The sequence below is a fragment of the Bradyrhizobium sp. WSM4874 genome, from assembly GCF_055811835.1.
In genome coordinates, this window is the sequence record NZ_JBVVPR010000008.1 from 82,683 (window position 1) to 99,606 (window position 16,924).

Here is a 16,924-nt window from a genome sequence, read left to right on the forward strand (position 1 = left end):
AAGGGAACGTTCATTGACCAAGAATAGCTTTCTGACGATGTCCAGCGTCGCCGCCATCGTCGCGGTGTCGCTGGCCGTCTCGGCGCCGGTGCGCGCCGCCGACGACGCCGCGATCCAGAAGTGGATCGCGGAATTCCAGCCCTCGACGCTGTCGAAGGAAGACCAGAAGAAGGAGCTGGAGTGGTTCGCCAAGGCCGCCGAGCCCTTCAAGGGCATGGAGATCAACGTCGTCTCCGAGACCATCACGACCCACGAATACGAGGCGCAGACGCTGGCCAAGGCGTTCTCCGAACTCACCGGCATCAAGCTCAAGCACGACCTCATCCAGGAAGGTGACGTCGTCGAGAAGCTGCAGACCCAGATGCAGTCCGGCAAGAACGTGTACGACGGCTGGATCAACGATTCCGACCTGATCGGCACCCACTTCCGCTACGGCCAGACCATCGCGTTGTCGGACTACATGACCGGCGAGGGCAAGGACGTCACCGATCCCATGCTCGACGTCAACGACTTCATCGGCAAGTCGTTCGGCACCGCGCCGGACGGCAAGCTCTACCAGCTGCCCGACCAGCAGTTCGCCAACCTCTACTGGTTCCGCTACGACTGGTTCACCAACGCCGACTACAAAACCAAGTTCAAGGCCAAGTATGGCTACGAGCTCGGCGTGCCCGTGAACTGGTCAGCCTATGAAGACATCGCCGAGTTCTTCACCAACGACATCAAGGAGATCAACGGCGTCAAAGTCTATGGCCATATGGACTATGGCAAGAAGGACCCGTCGCTCGGCTGGCGTTTCACCGACGCCTGGCTGTCGATGGCCGGTAACGGCGACAAGGGCATCCCGAACGGTCTGCCGGTCGACGAATGGGGCATCCGCATGGAAGGCTGCCGTCCGGTCGGCTCCTCGGTGGAGCGTGGTGGCGACACCAACGGTCCGGCCGCGGTCTACTCGATCACCAAATACCTCGATTGGATGAAGAAGTATGCGCCGCCGCAGGCCCAGGGCATGACCTTCTCCGAGTCCGGTCCGGTGCCGGCGCAGGGCAACATCGCCCAGCAGATGTTCTGGTACACCGCCTTCACCGCCGACATGGTGAAGCCGGGCATCGCCGTGATGAACGCGGACGGTACGCCGAAGTGGCGTATGGCTCCGTCGCCGCACGGTTCGTACTGGAAGGAAGGCATGAAGCTCGGCTACCAGGACGCTGGCTCGCTGACGCTGCTGAAGTCGACCCCGGCGGATCGCCGCAAGGCAGCCTGGCTCTATCTCCAGTTCATCGTCTCCAAGTCGGTGTCGCTGAAGAAGAGCCATGTCGGCCTCACGTTCATCCGTGAATCCGACATCTGGGACAAGTCGTTCACGGAGCGTGCGCCGAAGCTTGGCGGCCTGATCGAGTTCTACCGCTCGCCCGCGCGTGTGCAGTGGACCCCGACCGGCAACAACGTGCCCGACTATCCGAAGCTGGCGCAGCTGTGGTGGCAGAACATCGGCGATGCGTCGTCCGGTGCGAAGACGCCGCAAGCCGCGATGGACTCGCTTGCCGCTGCGCAGGATTCCGTCATGGAGCGTCTGGAGAAATCCGGCGTGCAGGGCGCCTGCGGTCCGAAGCTGCACAAGAAGGAAACGGCCGAGTACTGGTTCGCCAAGGCCCAGAAGGACGGCACGATTGCCCCGCAGCGCAAGCTCGCCAACGAGAAGCCGAAGGGCGAGACGGTCGACTACGACACCCTGATCAAGTCGTGGCCGGCACAGCCCCCGAAGCGCGCGGAAGCGAAGTAAGCGCCGCGTCGAGCGACATCAAAAAACGAAAGGCCGGGAGCAATCCCGGCCTTTTTCCTTTTTATTGTCGTGGATTTGCTTCCACACCGTCATTGCGAGCGAAGCGAAGCAATCCAGAGTCTTTCCACGGAGGTAGTCTGGATTGCTTCGTCGCTTCGCTCCTCGCAATGACGGAGGATGGAGCGACGACGACGCCTTACTCCGCCGGTTCAGCCGCCAGCGTCGGATAGTCCGTGTATCCCTTCGCGCCGCCGCCATAGAACGTGTTCTTGTCCCAGTCGTTCAGCGTCGCGCCCGTCTTCATCCGCTCGACCAGATCGGGATTGGAGATGAACGGCTTGCCGAAGGCGATGAGATCGGCCGCGTTCGCGTCCAGCACCTTGGTGGCGAGATCGAAATCATAGCCGTTGTTGGCGATGTAGGCGCCGGGGAAGCGCTTGCGCAAGCCGGCATAGTCGAACGGGGCGATGTCGCGCGGACCGCCGGTGGCGCCTTCGACGACGTGGAGATAGACGAGCTTCAGCGCGGCGAGCCCGTCGACGATATGGTCGTACAAGGCTTGCGGGTTCGAATCCGAGATGTCGTTGGCCGGCGTCACCGGCGAGATGCGGATGCCGGTGCGCTCGGCGCCGGCTTCGGCCGCGACGGCCTTGGAGACTTCCAGCATCAGCCGTGCGCGGTTCTCGATCGAGCCGCCATAGGCGTCGGTACGCTTGTTGGTGCCGTCCTTGGCGAACTGCTCGAGCAGATAGCCGTTGGCGCCATGGATCTCGACGCCGTCGAAGCCGGCCTCGAGTGCGTTCTTCGTGGCGCGCTTGAAATCGTCGATGATCCCCGGAATTTCGGAGAGCTCGAGCGCACGGGGCTCGGAGACGTCGGCGAAGCCGCCGTTGACGAAAGTCTTGCCCTTGGCGCGGATCGCGCTCGGCGCCACCGGGGCTGCGCCATTGGCCTGAAGGTCGACGTGCGAGATGCGGCCGACATGCCAGAGCTGGATGAAGATCTTGCCGCCGCGCTGGTGCACCTGATCGGTGACCTTGCGCCAGCCGGCAACCTGCTCCTTGGAGTAGATGCCGGGGGTGTCCTGGTAGCCTTGGCCCTGCTGCGAGACCTGGCTTGCTTCGGTAATCAGAAGCCCAGCCGAGGCGCGCTGGGCGTAATAGTCGGCGGCGAGCGCGCCCGGTACGAAGGTGCCGGGAACGGCGCGGTTGCGCGTCAGCGGCGCCATCACGAAACGGTTCGCCAGCGTGATCGGGCCGAGCTTGTAGGTCTCAAACAATTTGGTCGAACGGCTCATGAGAATGCTTCCAGGCGGTGAGAGATCCGGAACACTTGTGCATTGCGACACGAGGCGCAAGGGAGGAGCCATACGGAAAGCGCAGGCGAGCTGCGCACGGGCCTTGCGCAGCTTAATTGATGTGCAATTGCGGGCCGCGGCAGTGGATTTGATCTCCCTGCCGCGGTCGCACGAGTTGGAAAACTCAGTTCGCGCCCATGTAGTCGCGCTTTCCGATTTCGACGCCGTTGTGACGCAAGATCCCGTGGGCGGTCGCGGCATGGAAATAGAAGTTCGGCAGCGAGAACGCGCTCAGGAATTGCTGGCCCTTCATGGTGATGGACTTGTCGGGGCCGGCCGGGAAGGTGACGTCCTTGGTGTCGGCGCCCTCGAACTGCGCCGGCTTGAACGATTTCACATAGTCGATGGTCTTGGCGAGCCGCTGCTTCAATTCGGCAAAGCTGGTCTCGGTGTCCGGTGTGGACGGCACTTCGCTATGGGTCAGCCGGGCGCAGCCCTTGGCTGCGAAATCGCTGACCAGCTGGATCTGCTTCGAGAGCGGCAGCATGTCCGGAAACAGGCGGGAGCCGAGCAGGACGGCGGGATCGACCTTCTTGGCCGCACAATGCGCCTCGGCTTTCGTGAGCAGGCCGGTCAGGCTGTTCAGCATTTGCAAATAGGCGGGAACGACGGCGTCGTGGAAGGACATGTGATGCTCGCTCTGTGGTGGGAAATCTCAGGAGAAAAACCTGAGCCACTCACATGGGAACCTCATGGAAAAATACAATCGCGCGAGCGGCTTGTGCAGTGCGAAAATTCTACCGCGCGGGCTTGTGGTGCTATCGGCGCCATACCCCCCGCTGTCATCGTTAAGGCTTGACCGGGCGATCCAGTACTCCGAGGCAGCTGTGATTGTATCGATAGGCCGCGGCGTACTGGATGCCCCGCTTTCGCGGGGCGTGACAGCGATTCTAGTGCTTAGCGGATCGTGGCCGCCGGCTGTGCCTGCGCCGTGCCGCCGCGCATGCGAGCGAGCAGCTCGGCCGTCGGCCAGGAGTCGGCCGGCAGACCGTATTTGATCTGCATCGCCTTCACCGCGGCGCGGCTCTGCTGGCCCAGCACGCCGTCGACCTTGCCGACGTTGAAGCCGGACTGGACCAGAAGCTGCTGCAATTGCTTGAGCTCGTTGAACGGCAGCTGCGCGACCGGCGTGGACGGCTTTCGCATCGGAGCCGCGCCCGCGATGCGGGTAGCGAGATAACCCGCGGTGGTCGAATAGATCAGCGAGTTATTCCACTCGGTGTAGGCCGCGAAATTCGGGTACGCCATGAAGGCCGGACCAAAGCGCCCCATCGGCAGCAGCACGGAAGCCGTGAGATTGTCGTTCGGCAGCGGTCGGCCGTCGGGATAGGTGACGCCGAGTTGTGCCCATTTCGAGCGCGGCTCTCGCACCGTGAGATCGGTCTGATCCCACGGCAGGTTTTGCGGCACCTTGATCTCCTCCAGCCACGGCTCGCCGCGCCGCCACTTCAGCCCGTTGGCGATGTAGTTCGCAGTCGAGCCAATCACGTCGTCCTCGCTGCGGAGGAGGTCACGCCGTCCGTCGCCGTCATAGTCGACGGCATAGTTGACGTAATGCACGGGCAGGAACTGGGTTTGTCCGAGCTCGCCCGCCCAGGAGCCGACCATCTCGTCGGGATGCAAATCACCGCGGTCGATGATCTTCAGCGCGGCGATGGTCTCGTTCACGAACATCTCCGAGCGGCGGCAATCATAGGCCAGCGACACCAGCGATTTCAGTGTCGGCAGATTGCCCATGTTGACGCCGAAGTCGCTCTCCAGTCCCCAGAACGCGGCGATCACTGCCGGCGGCACGCCGTATTCCTTTTCCGCGCGGGCGAATGCGGCCGCATGTTGCTTGATGTGCTGCTGGCCGTTCTGCATGCGATAGGGCGCGGCCATGCGGCCGGCAAATTCGGTGAAGAGCTGGCCGAACACGCGCTGACCACGGTCGCGGTTGACGATGCCCTGGTCGTAGACGAGGTAAGGCGAGGCCGCCGCAATCGTCCGCTGCGACACGCCGGCGGCAACGGCCTGCTGCTTCACGTCGGCCAGGAAGCGATCGAAGTTCGCGCCGTTGTGGCACGACGCCGCGCGCGGCGAGGGCGCGGTGGCCCTGGGGGCCGCCGGCTTTGCGGGTGGCGGCGCGAACTGGGCGGAGGCGGGAAGGGCGAGCGTGAGCAGGGCGGCGGCCGCGATCGCAAATCGGGTCTGGAGCATGAGGTTTCCGGCGGGGAAGGGGCGTGGGGAATCTTGCCAAAGCTTAAGGGAATTGAGCGCCTCAAACCATCCCTTCGTCATGACCGCGCAGGCGGGACAAGCCCGGGCATGACGGAAAGGCAATGTTGGGCCAGTGCCGCGTCTCCGCGACGCACCCTGAAACCTTGCACGTGGACGGGGGTCATCCCTACCTCATGCTCGCCGGCCCGCAACGCCTCCAGCGGCCACGGCCGGCCTCGGGAGACGGCCATGAATTATCTTCGTACCGCAATGCTGCTCGCAGGCCTCACCGCCCTGTTCATGGGCGTCGGCTATCTGATCGGCGGTGCCGGCGGCGCCATGATTGCGCTCGTCATTGCCGCGGCGACCAATCTCTTCACCTACTGGAACTCCGACCGGATGGTGCTGTCGATGTATGGCGCCCATGAGGTCGACCGCAGCAGCGCCCCGGAGCTGGTCGGGCTCGTGGCCGAGCTTGCGAGCCGCGCCGGCTTGCCGATGCCGCGCGTGTTCCTGATGGATGAGCCGCAGCCCAACGCGTTTGCCACCGGGCGCAATCCCGAGAATGCCGCGGTTGCGGTCACCACCGGGCTGATGCGCCAGCTCAGCCGCGAGGAGCTCGCCGGCGTGATCGCGCACGAGCTCGCTCATATCAAGCACCACGACACGCTGCTGATGACTGTGACCGCGACTATTGCGGGTGCGATCTCGATGCTGGCGCAGTTCGGCATGTTCTTCGGAGGCAACCGCGACAACAACGGCCCGGGCATCGTCGGCTCGATCCTGATGATGATCCTAGCCCCGATCGGCGCCATGCTGGTGCAGATGGCCATCAGTCGTACGCGCGAATATGCCGCGGACAATCTCGGCGCACGCATCGCCGGTCAGCCGATGTGGCTGGCATCGGCGCTGGTGAAGATCGAAGGCGCGGCGCATCAGGTCCCGAATGTCGAGGCGGAACGAAATCCCGCCACCGCGCACATGTTCATCATCAATCCGCTGTCGGGCCATGGCGTGGACAATCTGTTCGCCACCCATCCCTCGACGCAGAATCGCATCGCGGCGCTTCAGCAGCTAGCAGCCGAGCTTGGCGCGCAGGCGGCGCCATCGGTCGGCGCCAATGAGAACTATCCGCCGCGAAGCCCGTGGGGCCGCTCGTCCTCGCGCGGTCCTTGGGGTTGATGCAGACGCGGCCCTAATTTGCGCGCTTTGTGACCTGTCGCACATAGGAGGGTCCCGGCCGGTGTTAACACCCTGCCGTGACAGTTCCTGCGAAAGGGGATGCGTGGCCGGCCCTTTGCCTGCCGCCGTCGAAGATGACCAAAGCTGCGGTACCATTGTTGATCGTCCTGGGCGTGCTGATTGGCCTGTCCACGCACACCGTCGTCAATTGCGGGGACGAGGACGACCCGGACATCTGCTCGGCGGTGATCGGCTTCTCGCCGCTGCGCGGCTCGCTGATCGCTTTCGCCTATGAGGGGCGCGGACGGATCGCGCTGCGCCACGGCGACTGGCGGCGAGCGATCGCGGATTTCGACGAGGCCATCCACCTCAATCCCAACCGCGCCTCGCTCTATCGCGATCGGGCGCTGGCGCGCCGGCAGAACGGCGACCTCGAACTTGCCATCGAGGATTATGACGAGGCGATCGCGCATGATCCCAGGCACGCCGGGCCCTATCACCAGCGCGGTCTCGCGCTCGCCGCAACCGGCGATCTCGATCGCGCGATCTTGAGCTACAACACTGCAGTTCGCGTCGACCCGTCGGATGCGCAGTCTCGGCTCGACCGCGGCCTCGCCTTTCTCGCCCGCGGCCAAGCGGATGAGGCACGCGCCGATTTCGAGGCCGCGCTGGCGCTGCCCGCCGGCAAGGATGCCCACACCCGCGATGCGGCGCGCGCTAAGCTCGCCGAACTGGCAAGCGCCGAGCCGACCCGCCTCGCCGCGCCAGGAAGGTAGAGATATCTGGAGCTGCATGCGCCGCTGCAACCCTCTCCCCTTGTGGGAGAGGGTGGCTCGCCGGGAAGCGGCGAGACGGGTGAGGGGTATCTCTCCGCGCGTGAGCCTGCTGCGGTTGAAATCCGCGGAAACAACCCCTCATCCGGCGCTTCGCGCCACCTTCTCCCACAAGGGGAGAAGGAAGAAAGTGAGCGCCTACTTCGCCTTCTTGGCTTTGGCCTTCTTCGCCTTCTTCACCGGCTTTTCCTTGGGCGCCTTCTTCTCCACCTTCACCGCGACAGGTGTGCTGGCGGCGATCCGCATCGACCGTGCGTAGCTGTCGGCGACGTTGTCGGCGGACATCTGCAGGCGCTTGGCAGCGGCAATGGCCTGCTCCATGGTGGCCTTGGCCATCATCTTGAAGCGGTCGCCGGTCTCCTTGCTCTTGGCCTTGGCCGCAAGGCCGTTGAATCGATCCCGCCGCTCCTTGGCGCGGGTCATCAGGCCCGTATGCAGCTGTCTGGCCAGTTGCCGGATCACGACATCCAGGTCGGCGTCCGCCATGTTGTTCTATCCTCTTCGAAAACAGGTATCGATGCGGGCGGGACTATGCAGATCGGCCCCTACCTTGGCAATTCCCGGCCACGCGTCATCCGCAGCTTCCGGTGACCAAAACAAAAGAGCCGCGCTGCGCGCGCGGCTCTCGGGCTTGGTTTGGCGTTTTTGGCCTTACTTCAGCGAGGCGACCGGGCCGCTTGCCGCTGCCGGATCGGGGTCGAAGCCGAACACGCCGACCAGATATTTGTAATAGTCCGGCAGCTTCTCCTTGAGCGCCTCGCGCGACTTCGGGTCGTGGAATTCGCTCTTGCCGGCCAGGAAGATGCTGGCGGTCACCGCAAAGAATTCCATGTGATTCTTCAGCGCATAGGATTCCTTGGGGAGTAGATCCTTGGACTTGGCGTAGGCGTAATAGCCGATCACGCCCTTGTTGGCGTAGCCGTCCGGCAACAGCCGCGCGTGGTAGGCGTGCAGGAGCTCGTGCAGCAGCACGGCTTCCTTTTCGTACCGCATCATGTCCGGCCGCAGCATGATCACGCCAAGGCCGGAATCGACCGCGAGGTCGACGGCGTTCGGATTGCTCCAGCGCTGCTTGTTGGGGTCCCAGACCGTCAGCGTGCGGGGAGCGGTGCGCTGGATGTCAGGCGTGACCCGGCCGTAGCAGGCGGTCGCGGCGCCTTCGTCGAGGCAGGCCAGTTCGCTGGCGATGATCGGGACGGTGCGGAAGAAGCGCAGTACGCGCGGCGAAAGGCCGGCTGCCTCGACCACGTCGATCTGGCTCTTCACTTTGTCGGTGAGCTTGTCGACATCCTTGCGGTCGGAATTCTCCGACAGGTCGAACATGTAGCCGCGGTAGCTCTGGAAGCCCGGCGGTAACGCCTGCGCTGCGCCGGCGGACGCATCAAGCGGTCCGGCATGGGACGAATTGGCAAAGAGCGCGCCGACAATGGTCGCGGTCAGCAGCAACGCAATGCGCATGATGAACCCCCTGATGTCACTTCACGCGACAGAATAAGCCGCCGTTGTTTGCGAAAAGTGAGTGGGGCAAGACTAAGGCAGCGATGTTGAGGCGTGCTTAATTGATGGTTGCAGATAGCGGAGACGGATTAGTGCCGGGTTAACCAAGCGTGGATTGCCTGCGCGGTTCGGCGTAGCATGCGATCCGGGCACCAAGCCCCAAACCAGATAGCCGGAAGGGAGGATGCCATGTATGCCGCCATCCGTCAGGCCAAGGCAAAAAGCGGGAGCGCCGAAGAGCTGGCGCGCCGTATCAAGGAAGGCGCCGTTCCGATCATCAGCGACGTCGACGGCTTCCGTGCCTATTACGTCGTCTACGCCGGCGACGACACCGTCACGGCGATTTCGATCTTCGACAAGTTCGAGCAGGCGGAGGAGGCGAACCGGCGTGCGATTGCCTGGATCGAGAAGGATCTGGGCGCGCTGCTTGCAGGCGACGCCCGCGCCGCCGCGGGGCCGGTGATCGTGCATACGCTGGCGTGAAGCCTTCGTCATTGCGAGGAGCGGAGCGACGAAGCAATCCAGGCTGTCACTGCGGAGACAGTCTGGATTGCTTCGCTTCGCTCGCAATGACGAGGAGGCAGATGTGCCTCTCACAACTCCCTTGCATTCGAGAACGCAAAACTCGACACCCGCCGCGTCGTCTCATCCAGGATCAGCGTGCGCGTGATCGGCGGCTCGGCGCGCTGGGCGCAGTTTTCCCGTTCGCAGAGACGGCAGTTGACGCCGATCGGCGTGCCCTCCGTTTTCTCCAGATCGATGCCGGCAGCATAGACGAGGCGCGCGGCGTGACGGATCTCGCAGCCGAGGCCGATGGCGAAGCGCGGCTGCGGCAGCGGGTGCGGCGCGACCGGGCGGCGCACCATCTGCGCGATCGAGAAATAGCGCGTGCCGTCCGACAGCTCGATGACCTGCTTCAGCAGGCGGTCAGGCGTGTCGAAGGTCGAGTGCACGTTCCACAACGGACAAGTGCCGCCGAATTTCGAGAACGGGAACGTGCCCGATGAAAATCGCTTCGACACGTTGCCGGCATTGTCGACACGAAGCAGGAAGAACGGGATGCCGCGCGCGTTCGGCCGCTGCAGCGTCGTGAGCCGATGGCAGACCTGCTCGAAGCCGGAATTGAAGCGCTGCGCCAGCAGATGGATGTCGTAGTTCAATGCTTCCGCCGCAGCCAGGAAAGCCGGGTAGGGCATCATCACGGCGGCCGCAAAGTAGTTGCCGAGCGTGATGCGGAACAGGCGGCGCGGTGTGTCGTCGAGCGGGCCGGCGCGGCCGATGATGGTCTCCAGATGCTGCGCGCATTCAACTAGGCCGAGCTGAAAGGCGAGCTGGAACGCGCGGCCGGGCGGGTCGACCAGCTCGGAGATCAGGAGCTGGCGGCGGTGGCGGTCGAAGCGCCTCAGCGTCTCGCGCATCACGTCGACCGGCATGATGCGGGTCTGGATCGAATGCTTTTCGCGCAGCCGTGCCGCGAGCGCCGCGTAAAGCTCTTCGGCCGGCACGTTCAGCTCGTCGCGCAGAGTCTCCGCGGCCTGCTCGAGTTCCGGAAAGTAGTTGCGATTGGCCTCGATCAGCTCGCGGACGCGCTCGACCGGATTGGCCTCATAGCGGGTGCCGACGTCGCGGTCGGCCATTTGTGCCGCGGCCAGCGTCTCGCCCTGGCGGGCCTCGGTATAGGCTGCATAGAGCCGTTGCAGCGCATGGGTGACGCCGGGGCAGAGCTCGGCGAGATCGCGCAATTCCTGCTTGGGAACGTCGATCTGGCGGAACAGTGGGTCGGAGAAGATCTCGTTGAGTTCGGCGAAGAAGCGGTCCTCGTCGGCGGTCGCGAGGTCGCGCAGGTCGAGGTCGTAGGTTTCGGCCAGCCGCAGCAGGATCTGGGCGGTCACCGGACGCTGGTTGCGCTCGATCAGGTTGACATAGCTCGGCGAGATCCCGAGCCCCTCGGCGATCTGGGTCTGGGACAGCCCCAGTTGCTGCCGAATCCGCCGGAAGCGCGGGCCGACGAAGAGCTTTTTGCTGGAACCGGCGGGCATTCTCAGGCCTCCAGAGGGACATCAAGGACAGCCTTGCTGACCTTCTGTGTTTACAAGATTTACAAAGTGACATCTATTACAAGTACCGATGTTACATGACATCACCATTCAAATACAAGCGCACTATACGAGCTGAGCTTTCTCGCGTTTAGCTTCTGACACGCATCTCGCAATGCATTGTCAAGAATGTCGATGGCTGGTGGCCATCGTCAGCGAAAGGATCAGGCACATGAATTACCAACCCCGTGGCATCAGCACCCTCCAGGCCCCCGCCTCGTATCAGAGTGAGGTCGAGGCGGCCCGGTCGCTCCTGGAGACCCAGCCGACGTGGAACGGGGTGTCGGCCGAGGCGGTCGCCCGCATGCGCCTGCAGAATCGCTTCAAGACCGGCCTCGACGTTGCCCGCTACACCGCGGCGCTGATGCGGGCCGACATGGCCGCCTATGACGGCGATCCCACCAAGTACACGCAGTCGCTGGGCTGCTGGCACGGCTTTATCGCCCAGCAGAAGCTGATCTCGGTCAAGAAGCACTTCGGCAAGACCGATCGCACCTATTTGTATCTGTCCGGCTGGATGATCGCGGCGCTGCGTTCCGAGTTCGGCCCGCTGCCGGACCAGTCGATGCACGAGAAAACCTCGGTGCCGGCGCTGATCGAAGAGCTCTACACCTTCCTGCGTCAGGCCGATTCGCGCGAGCTGAACGATATCTTCCGCAACCTCGATAAGGCCCGCAAGGAAGGCGACAAGACCCGAGAGAAGGAGTTGATCGAGAAGATCGACAACTTCCAGACCCATGTCGTGCCCGTCATCGCCGACATCGACGCCGGCTTCGGCAATGCGGAGGCGACCTATTTGCTCGCCAAGAAGATGATCGAGGCGGGTGCCTGCGCGCTCCAGATCGAGAACCAGGTCTCGGACGAGAAGCAGTGCGGCCACCAGGACGGCAAGGTCACCGTGCCGCACGAGGTGTTCCTGGCCAAGATCCGGGCCTGCCGCCACGCCTTCCTCGAACTCGGTGTAGAAGACGGCATCGTCGTGACCCGTACCGACTCGCTCGGTGCCGGCCTGACCCAGCAGATCGCGGTCAGCCACAAGCCCGGTGACCTCGGCGACCAGTACAACAGCTTCCTGGATTGCGAGGAAGTGACGGCGGAGAACGCCCGCAATGGCGACGTCATCATCAACCGCAACGGCAAGATGATGCGTCCGAAGCGGCTGCCCTCCAATCTCTATCAGTTCCGCCCGGGCACCGGCGAAGACCGCTGCGTGCTGGACTGCATCACCTCCCTGCAGAACGGCGCCGACCTGCTCTGGATCGAGACCGAGAAGCCGCATATCGAGCAGATCGCCAAGATGGTCGACCGGATCCGCAAGGTGGTTCCGAACGCGAAGCTGGCCTACAACAACTCGCCCTCGTTCAACTGGACGCTCAACTTCCGTTGGCAGGTCTACGACGCGATGAAGGAAGCCGGCCAGGACGTCAGCAAGTACAATCGTGCCGAGCTGATGAAGCCGGAATACGACGATACGCCGCTGGCGAAGGAAGCCGACGAGCGCATCCGTACCTTCCAGGCGGATTCGGCCAAGCGTGCCGGCATCTTCCACCATCTGATCACGTTGCCGACCTACCACACGGCGGCGCTCTCGACCGACAATCTGGCGAAGGAATATTTCGGCGACCAGGGCATGCTCGGCTATGTGAAGAACGTCCAGCGCGCCGAGATCCGTCAGGGTATCGCCTGCGCCAAGCATCAGAACATGGCCGGCTCCGACATCGGCGACGACCACAAGGAATACTTCGCCGGCGAGGCTGCCCTGAAGGCGGGCGGCGCCCACAACACGATGAACCAGTTCGGCTAACGCATCACGCTAATCGACAGGAGACTGACAATGACCAACAGCAATTTCTGGGTGATCGGCGGCGAGTTCGGCTCGATGAACTTCCACAAGCTGGTGGAAGGTTCGGCCCAGGTGCAGGGTCCGTTCAAGACCCGCAAGGAGGCCGAGGACGCCTGGCGCTCGGTCTCGGAAGAGAACCGCCACAAGGCGGGCGTCCGCTTCTCGATCGTGGAAGAGCCGTCGCGGGTCTCGGCCTGATAACCTGGATAAGAAGACGTCCAAGGACGGAGGGTCCCATCCGGCGCAAGCCGGGTGGGACCGTCTGTTTTTGGCACAGGTGAACGGCCTGTGGGCACCGTAAGTAACTGGAATTGTAGGGCCTTTGCGGACACTTTGGTTGCTGATAGGTTAATCCGGCCAAGTGAGGGACGAGGCCGCCAATGTCAGAGCCCGAGACCAGCGGGATCCATCCCAGCCAGCCGCGCCCGGTGCGGCTGCGCGATGCGCTGTTGCGCGCGCGGATCGAGGCCGCCGACCGGACGGGCGTCGTCGTCGATTTGCGCGATGCCGAGGTGGCGCGGCTCGAGATCCTCAACGATTCGCTCGATCCCCTGTTCGCACAGGTGCCTGAGCAGATCGACCTGTTCGACCGCGGCATCAGCCAGGGCGATACGCCCAGGCTCTGGATCGACGTCGTCGCGCACATCTTGATGGGGCGCGACAAGCGGATGTACCGCTTCGTGCAGGACACCCGCTTCGGCCGCATCGTGCTCGCCGAATCGCACGACACGTCTGTCATCGTCGAGGCCGTGACCGATTACGTCGCGCGCCGCATGATCGAGCGCGAGCATGCGATGGTGGTCCCGCCCGAGCCGAAGCCCGACGTCGCGCCGCCGCGGCGCCGCTCGCGCCTCTGGCCATTCGTGCTGGGGTTCGTGCTCGGCGCCGCTGCGCTGTTCGGCGTCGCCGTGCTCGCGGCCCTGCGGAGCTGGTGAGGCGTCGTCATTGCGAGGAGCCCGCGACAAAATTGCGAAGCAATTTTGCGCTGGCGACGAAGCAATCCAGGCTGCCGCCGCGGAGGGACTCTGGATTGCTTCGCTGCGCTCGCAATGACGGCGTGAGACTAAATCAACTTCACATGCTTGATCTGCCCGATCTGAAATCCGGCCCTCAGGCTCCGCACCGTCTGCTCGCAATGCCAGCCGGTGTTGTCCTTATCGATCGTGAACAGATTGTAGGCCGCAGCCGGGGTGTGCCCGTGCGCGAGCGCGGAGGCCGAGGGCACGCCGATTGCGGGAATGTTGCGGTTGGGTCCTTCGAACCACATCGTCGAATGAATGTGGTCGTGCCCGTGCAGGATCAGCTCGACGCCATGGCGTTTCAAAAGCGTCAGCAGCCCGGCCGAGTCAGTCATCCGCTTGTGACGCGCGCCGGACTTCAATGGATGATGCACCAGCAGCACGCGAAAGACGTCCTCGGCCGCGAGCTGCTCGAGCACCTCTTCGAGCGATGCGAGCTGATCGCGTCCGAGCGTGCCTGTCGCCATCAACGGCAAGGTGGGCACCGCCGTGGACAGGCTGATCAGCGCGAGCGGCCCGCGCCGGCGCAGGCTCGGAAAGCCGATACGGCCATCGTCACCCGCAAGATAGGGCGCGAAGGTTTCGCCGAAGCGATGAGAGGAGGCGCGGACATAGGCGTCGTGATTGCCGGGAATCGTGGTGACGCGGTCGGGCGGACCGACGCCCTCGAGCCAGGCGCGCGCCGGCGCGAACTCCGCCTCCAGCGCGAGATTGACGAGATCGCCTGTGACCGCGATGTGGTCGGGACCTTGCGCCTTCACGTCGGCGACGAGTGCGTCGAGCACCTCGCGGCGCTGGTACTTGTGACGGTTGCGCGTCCAGTTGACATAGCCGAACGCGCGCTTTCCCGCGAGCTCGATCAACCGCGGCGTCGGCAGCGGCGGCAGATGCGGGTCGGACAGATGGGCGAGCGTGAAGGGGGCCATTGGGGGCGATTGCCTCGCTATTCGCCCGCTGTAATGGCAAGGTCGCAGGCCAGGTGCAAGCGGGGCAGCAAGGGAGCCCGATGGCGGAACGTCTGAACCACGTCCGACGGAGATTCGAGCCGCTGCTGCGGCGAATCTTCCACGCCTATTTCCTGCTGGTCCGCGGCATGACGCTCGGCGTCCGCGCCGTGGTGCTGGATGCCGACACCAGGGTGTTCCTGGTCAGGCACAGCTACGTCATGGGCTGGTATCTGCCCGGCGGCGGCGTCGATCTCGGCGAGAGCATGGAGCAGGCGCTGCGGCGCGAGCTCAAGGAGGAGGGGGATATCGATCTCACCGGCGACGCCGTGCTGCACGGCATCTTCCTCAACAGTCACGTCTCCCGCCGCGACCATGTCGCGGTCTACGTCGTCAGGCAGTTCAAGCAGGATCGTCTGCCCGCGCCCAACCGCGAGATCGCCGAGTGCGGGTTCTTCGCGGTCACCGCGCTGCCCGAGGGGACCACGCCCGGCACGCGGCTGCGGATCGCGGAAGTGCTGGACGGCAAGCCCTTGATTGCGACGTGGCGATGATGGCGGCCTGTGCTAGTAAATCGCCGCGCCTGCGGTGTCGGCGCAGGGACGAGGGATGAAGATTGTCTGAATCGACAAGGCCATGGCCGTTTCGGGTCGCCGTGCTGGTGCCCTGCTACAATGAAGAAGCCGCCGTCGCGACGGTCGTCGCCGATTTCCGCAAGGCGCTGCCTGCGGCCGAGGTCTACGTGTACGACAACAACTCGACCGACCGTACCGCGGCGGTCGCGCGCGAGGCGGGAGCGATCGTGCGCAGCGAACGGCGCCAGGGCAAGGGCCACGTCGTGCGCCGCATGTTCGCGGACATCGAGGCCGACATCTACGTGCTCGTCGATGGCGATGCGACCTACGACGCGCCGAGCGCGTCGCGCATGATCGACCAGCTCCTCGATGAGCATCTGGATATGGTTGTCGGTCTGCGTGTCGATCAATCGCAAGCGGCCTACCGGCGCGGTCATCGCATTGGCAACCGGCTCTTCACCGGTTTCCTGGCATCGACCTTCGGCCACGCCTTCAAGGACATCCTGTCCGGTTACCGCGTGTTCTCGCGCCGCTTCGTCAAATCCTTCCCGGTCCTGTCCGGCGGTTTCGAGATCGAGACCGAGTTTGCGGTCTATGCGCTGGAATTGTCGCTGCCGGTCGCCGAGGTCGAGACGCCCTATTACGCGCGCCCGGAAGGCTCCTTCTCCAAGCTCAACACCTGGCAGGATGGCTTGCGCATCTTGAACACGATGCTGAAGCTCAACCGGTCGGAACGGCCGCTGCGGTTCTTTTCGGCGATCGGCATCGTCTTCGCGCTGCTGTCGATTGCTTTCGGGCTGCCGGTCGTGATCACCTTCCTCGAAACCGGCCTCGTACCGCGCCTACCGACCGCCGTGCTCTCCATGGGTCTGATGATCATGGCGCTGCTTTCGGCTTCGTCGGGGCTCGTGCTCGACACCGTGACGCGCGGGCGGCGGGAAATGAAGATGCTCGCCTACCTGTCCCAGCCGCCGCTCGGGCGGACCTGAAATTGCCTTCGGGGCCGGGCGTAATCCCATGGACCGCCGCCCTCCAAGGTGATATCCCGCCGACGCGATGAACGATCTCTCCCTCACCATCCGGTCGGAAGCTGTCGGCGATGCTCAGGCAATCGAGCGGCTGCACGAACGCACCTTCGGACCGGGCCGCTTCGTGCTCAGCGCATACCGCATCCGCGAGCATGTGGATCATGTGCTCGATCTATCCTTCACCGCCCGCGTCGGAACGTTGCTGGTCGGATCCGTCCGGCAATTGCCGATTTGCGTCGGCGATACGCCGGCACTGCTGCTCGGGCCCTTGACGGTCGAGCCTCCGTTCCGCAGCCGCGGCGTCGGCCGGCTGCTGCTCGAGCGCGCGCTGAAGGATGCGAAGGCGCAGGGCCATCGTCTGGTGCTGCTGGTCGGTGACGAGCCCTATTACAGTCGCGTCGGCTTCAAGCAGGTCGCCAAGGGGCGCGTGACCATGCCGGGCCCGGTCGATTACAGCCGGCTCCTCGTCATTGAGCTCGTCGAAGGCGCGTTCGAAGGTGTGTCGGGGCCGGTCGGTCCCGACTGGAGCAAGACGCGAACCTGACGCGCCATCGCTTCGAAGCTCACATGA

The 16,924-nt window shown here is 64.1% G+C and carries 17 protein-coding genes; 10 read left to right on the forward strand and 7 right to left on the reverse strand.

Annotation, left to right across the window (positions count from 1 at the left end):
• Positions 1-37: 37 nt before the first annotated feature.
• Entirely contained in the window at positions 38-1,780 is a 1,743-nt protein-coding gene (locus AC0L3P_RS10815; RefSeq protein WP_473301922.1) for an ABC transporter substrate-binding protein, read from the forward strand.
• Between the two features lie 196 nt (positions 1,781-1,976).
• Here AC0L3P_RS10815 and AC0L3P_RS10820 read toward each other — a convergent pair whose 3' ends face one another.
• The 3 genes from AC0L3P_RS10820 to AC0L3P_RS10830 form a co-directional block, all read right to left on the reverse strand.
• Positions 1,977-3,077: an alkene reductase gene (locus tag AC0L3P_RS10820; protein ID WP_473301846.1), complete on the reverse strand. Its 1,101-nt coding sequence runs from the start codon at positions 3,075-3,077 to the stop codon at positions 1,977-1,979.
• A gap of 184 nt (positions 3,078-3,261) precedes the next feature.
• Positions 3,262-3,765, reverse strand: coding sequence for a DUF1993 domain-containing protein (locus tag AC0L3P_RS10825; protein WP_275171490.1), 504 nt, complete (start codon positions 3,763-3,765; stop codon positions 3,262-3,264).
• Positions 3,766-4,034: 269 nt separating this feature from the next.
• Positions 4,035-5,336, reverse strand: a complete 1,302-nt coding sequence (locus AC0L3P_RS10830; protein WP_473301847.1) for a lytic murein transglycosylase — start codon at positions 5,334-5,336, stop codon at positions 4,035-4,037.
• A gap of 249 nt (positions 5,337-5,585) precedes the next feature.
• On the opposite strand from AC0L3P_RS10830, the gene htpX reads away from it, so the two are divergent.
• The gene (gene htpX, locus AC0L3P_RS10835; RefSeq protein WP_473301848.1) at positions 5,586-6,518 is read left to right on the forward strand and encodes a zinc metalloprotease HtpX; all 933 of its coding nucleotides are present in this window, start codon (positions 5,586-5,588) and stop codon (positions 6,516-6,518) included.
• Positions 6,519-6,652: 134 nt separating this feature from the next.
• On the forward strand, positions 6,653-7,294 hold the full coding sequence (locus AC0L3P_RS10840; protein ID WP_354057312.1) for a tetratricopeptide repeat protein: 642 nt from the start codon (positions 6,653-6,655) through the stop codon (positions 7,292-7,294).
• A gap of 195 nt (positions 7,295-7,489) precedes the next feature.
• Here the strand turns inward: AC0L3P_RS10840 and AC0L3P_RS10845 are convergent, their stop codons facing one another.
• Together AC0L3P_RS10845 and AC0L3P_RS10850 are read right to left on the reverse strand one after the other, a co-directional pair.
• Complete coding sequence (locus AC0L3P_RS10845) at positions 7,490-7,837, reverse strand: hypothetical protein (protein ID WP_473301849.1); 348 nt, start codon at positions 7,835-7,837, stop codon at positions 7,490-7,492.
• 165 nt (positions 7,838-8,002) lie between these two features.
• The gene (locus tag AC0L3P_RS10850; protein ID WP_473301850.1) at positions 8,003-8,809 is read right to left on the reverse strand and encodes a hypothetical protein; all 807 of its coding nucleotides are present in this window, start codon (positions 8,807-8,809) and stop codon (positions 8,003-8,005) included.
• Between the two features lie 228 nt (positions 8,810-9,037).
• Here AC0L3P_RS10850 and AC0L3P_RS10855 point away from each other — a divergent pair, with 228 nt between their 5' ends.
• Positions 9,038-9,331: an antibiotic biosynthesis monooxygenase gene (locus tag AC0L3P_RS10855; protein ID WP_007607017.1), complete on the forward strand. Its 294-nt coding sequence runs from the start codon at positions 9,038-9,040 to the stop codon at positions 9,329-9,331.
• A gap of 110 nt (positions 9,332-9,441) precedes the next feature.
• Here the strand turns inward: AC0L3P_RS10855 and AC0L3P_RS10860 are convergent, their stop codons facing one another.
• Complete coding sequence (locus tag AC0L3P_RS10860) at positions 9,442-10,887, reverse strand: helix-turn-helix domain-containing protein (RefSeq protein WP_275171499.1); 1,446 nt, start codon at positions 10,885-10,887, stop codon at positions 9,442-9,444.
• A gap of 229 nt (positions 10,888-11,116) precedes the next feature.
• Here AC0L3P_RS10860 and AC0L3P_RS10865 point away from each other — a divergent pair, with 229 nt between their 5' ends.
• The 3 genes from AC0L3P_RS10865 to AC0L3P_RS10875 all read left to right on the forward strand — a co-directional run bounded on the left by AC0L3P_RS10865 (position 11,117) and on the right by AC0L3P_RS10875 (position 13,722).
• Positions 11,117-12,748, forward strand: coding sequence for an isocitrate lyase (locus tag AC0L3P_RS10865; RefSeq protein WP_275171501.1), 1,632 nt, complete (start codon positions 11,117-11,119; stop codon positions 12,746-12,748).
• A 30-nt stretch (positions 12,749-12,778) separates the two neighbouring features.
• The gene (locus AC0L3P_RS10870) at positions 12,779-12,985 is read left to right on the forward strand and encodes a DUF4170 domain-containing protein (RefSeq protein ID WP_007595122.1); all 207 of its coding nucleotides are present in this window, start codon (positions 12,779-12,781) and stop codon (positions 12,983-12,985) included.
• Between the two features lie 182 nt (positions 12,986-13,167).
• Positions 13,168-13,722 (forward strand): hypothetical protein, encoded by a 555-nt coding sequence (locus AC0L3P_RS10875; protein WP_473301851.1) that lies wholly within the window; start codon positions 13,168-13,170, stop codon positions 13,720-13,722.
• A 128-nt stretch (positions 13,723-13,850) separates the two neighbouring features.
• Here the strand turns inward: AC0L3P_RS10875 and AC0L3P_RS10880 are convergent, their stop codons facing one another.
• Complete coding sequence (locus AC0L3P_RS10880) at positions 13,851-14,732, reverse strand: metallophosphoesterase family protein (protein ID WP_275171505.1); 882 nt, start codon at positions 14,730-14,732, stop codon at positions 13,851-13,853.
• Positions 14,733-14,812: 80 nt separating this feature from the next.
• Between AC0L3P_RS10880 and AC0L3P_RS10885 the strand changes: the two genes are divergently transcribed.
• The 3 genes from AC0L3P_RS10885 (at position 14,813) to AC0L3P_RS10895 (ending at position 16,897) form a co-directional block, all read left to right on the forward strand.
• Positions 14,813-15,304: an NUDIX domain-containing protein gene (locus AC0L3P_RS10885; RefSeq protein WP_473301852.1), complete on the forward strand. Its 492-nt coding sequence runs from the start codon at positions 14,813-14,815 to the stop codon at positions 15,302-15,304.
• A 62-nt stretch (positions 15,305-15,366) separates the two neighbouring features.
• Positions 15,367-16,314, forward strand: coding sequence for a glycosyltransferase family 2 protein (locus AC0L3P_RS10890; protein WP_473301853.1), 948 nt, complete (start codon positions 15,367-15,369; stop codon positions 16,312-16,314).
• Positions 16,315-16,381: 67 nt separating this feature from the next.
• The gene (locus AC0L3P_RS10895) at positions 16,382-16,897 is read left to right on the forward strand and encodes a GNAT family N-acetyltransferase (RefSeq protein ID WP_473301854.1); all 516 of its coding nucleotides are present in this window, start codon (positions 16,382-16,384) and stop codon (positions 16,895-16,897) included.
• Positions 16,898-16,924: the final 27 nt, after the last annotated feature.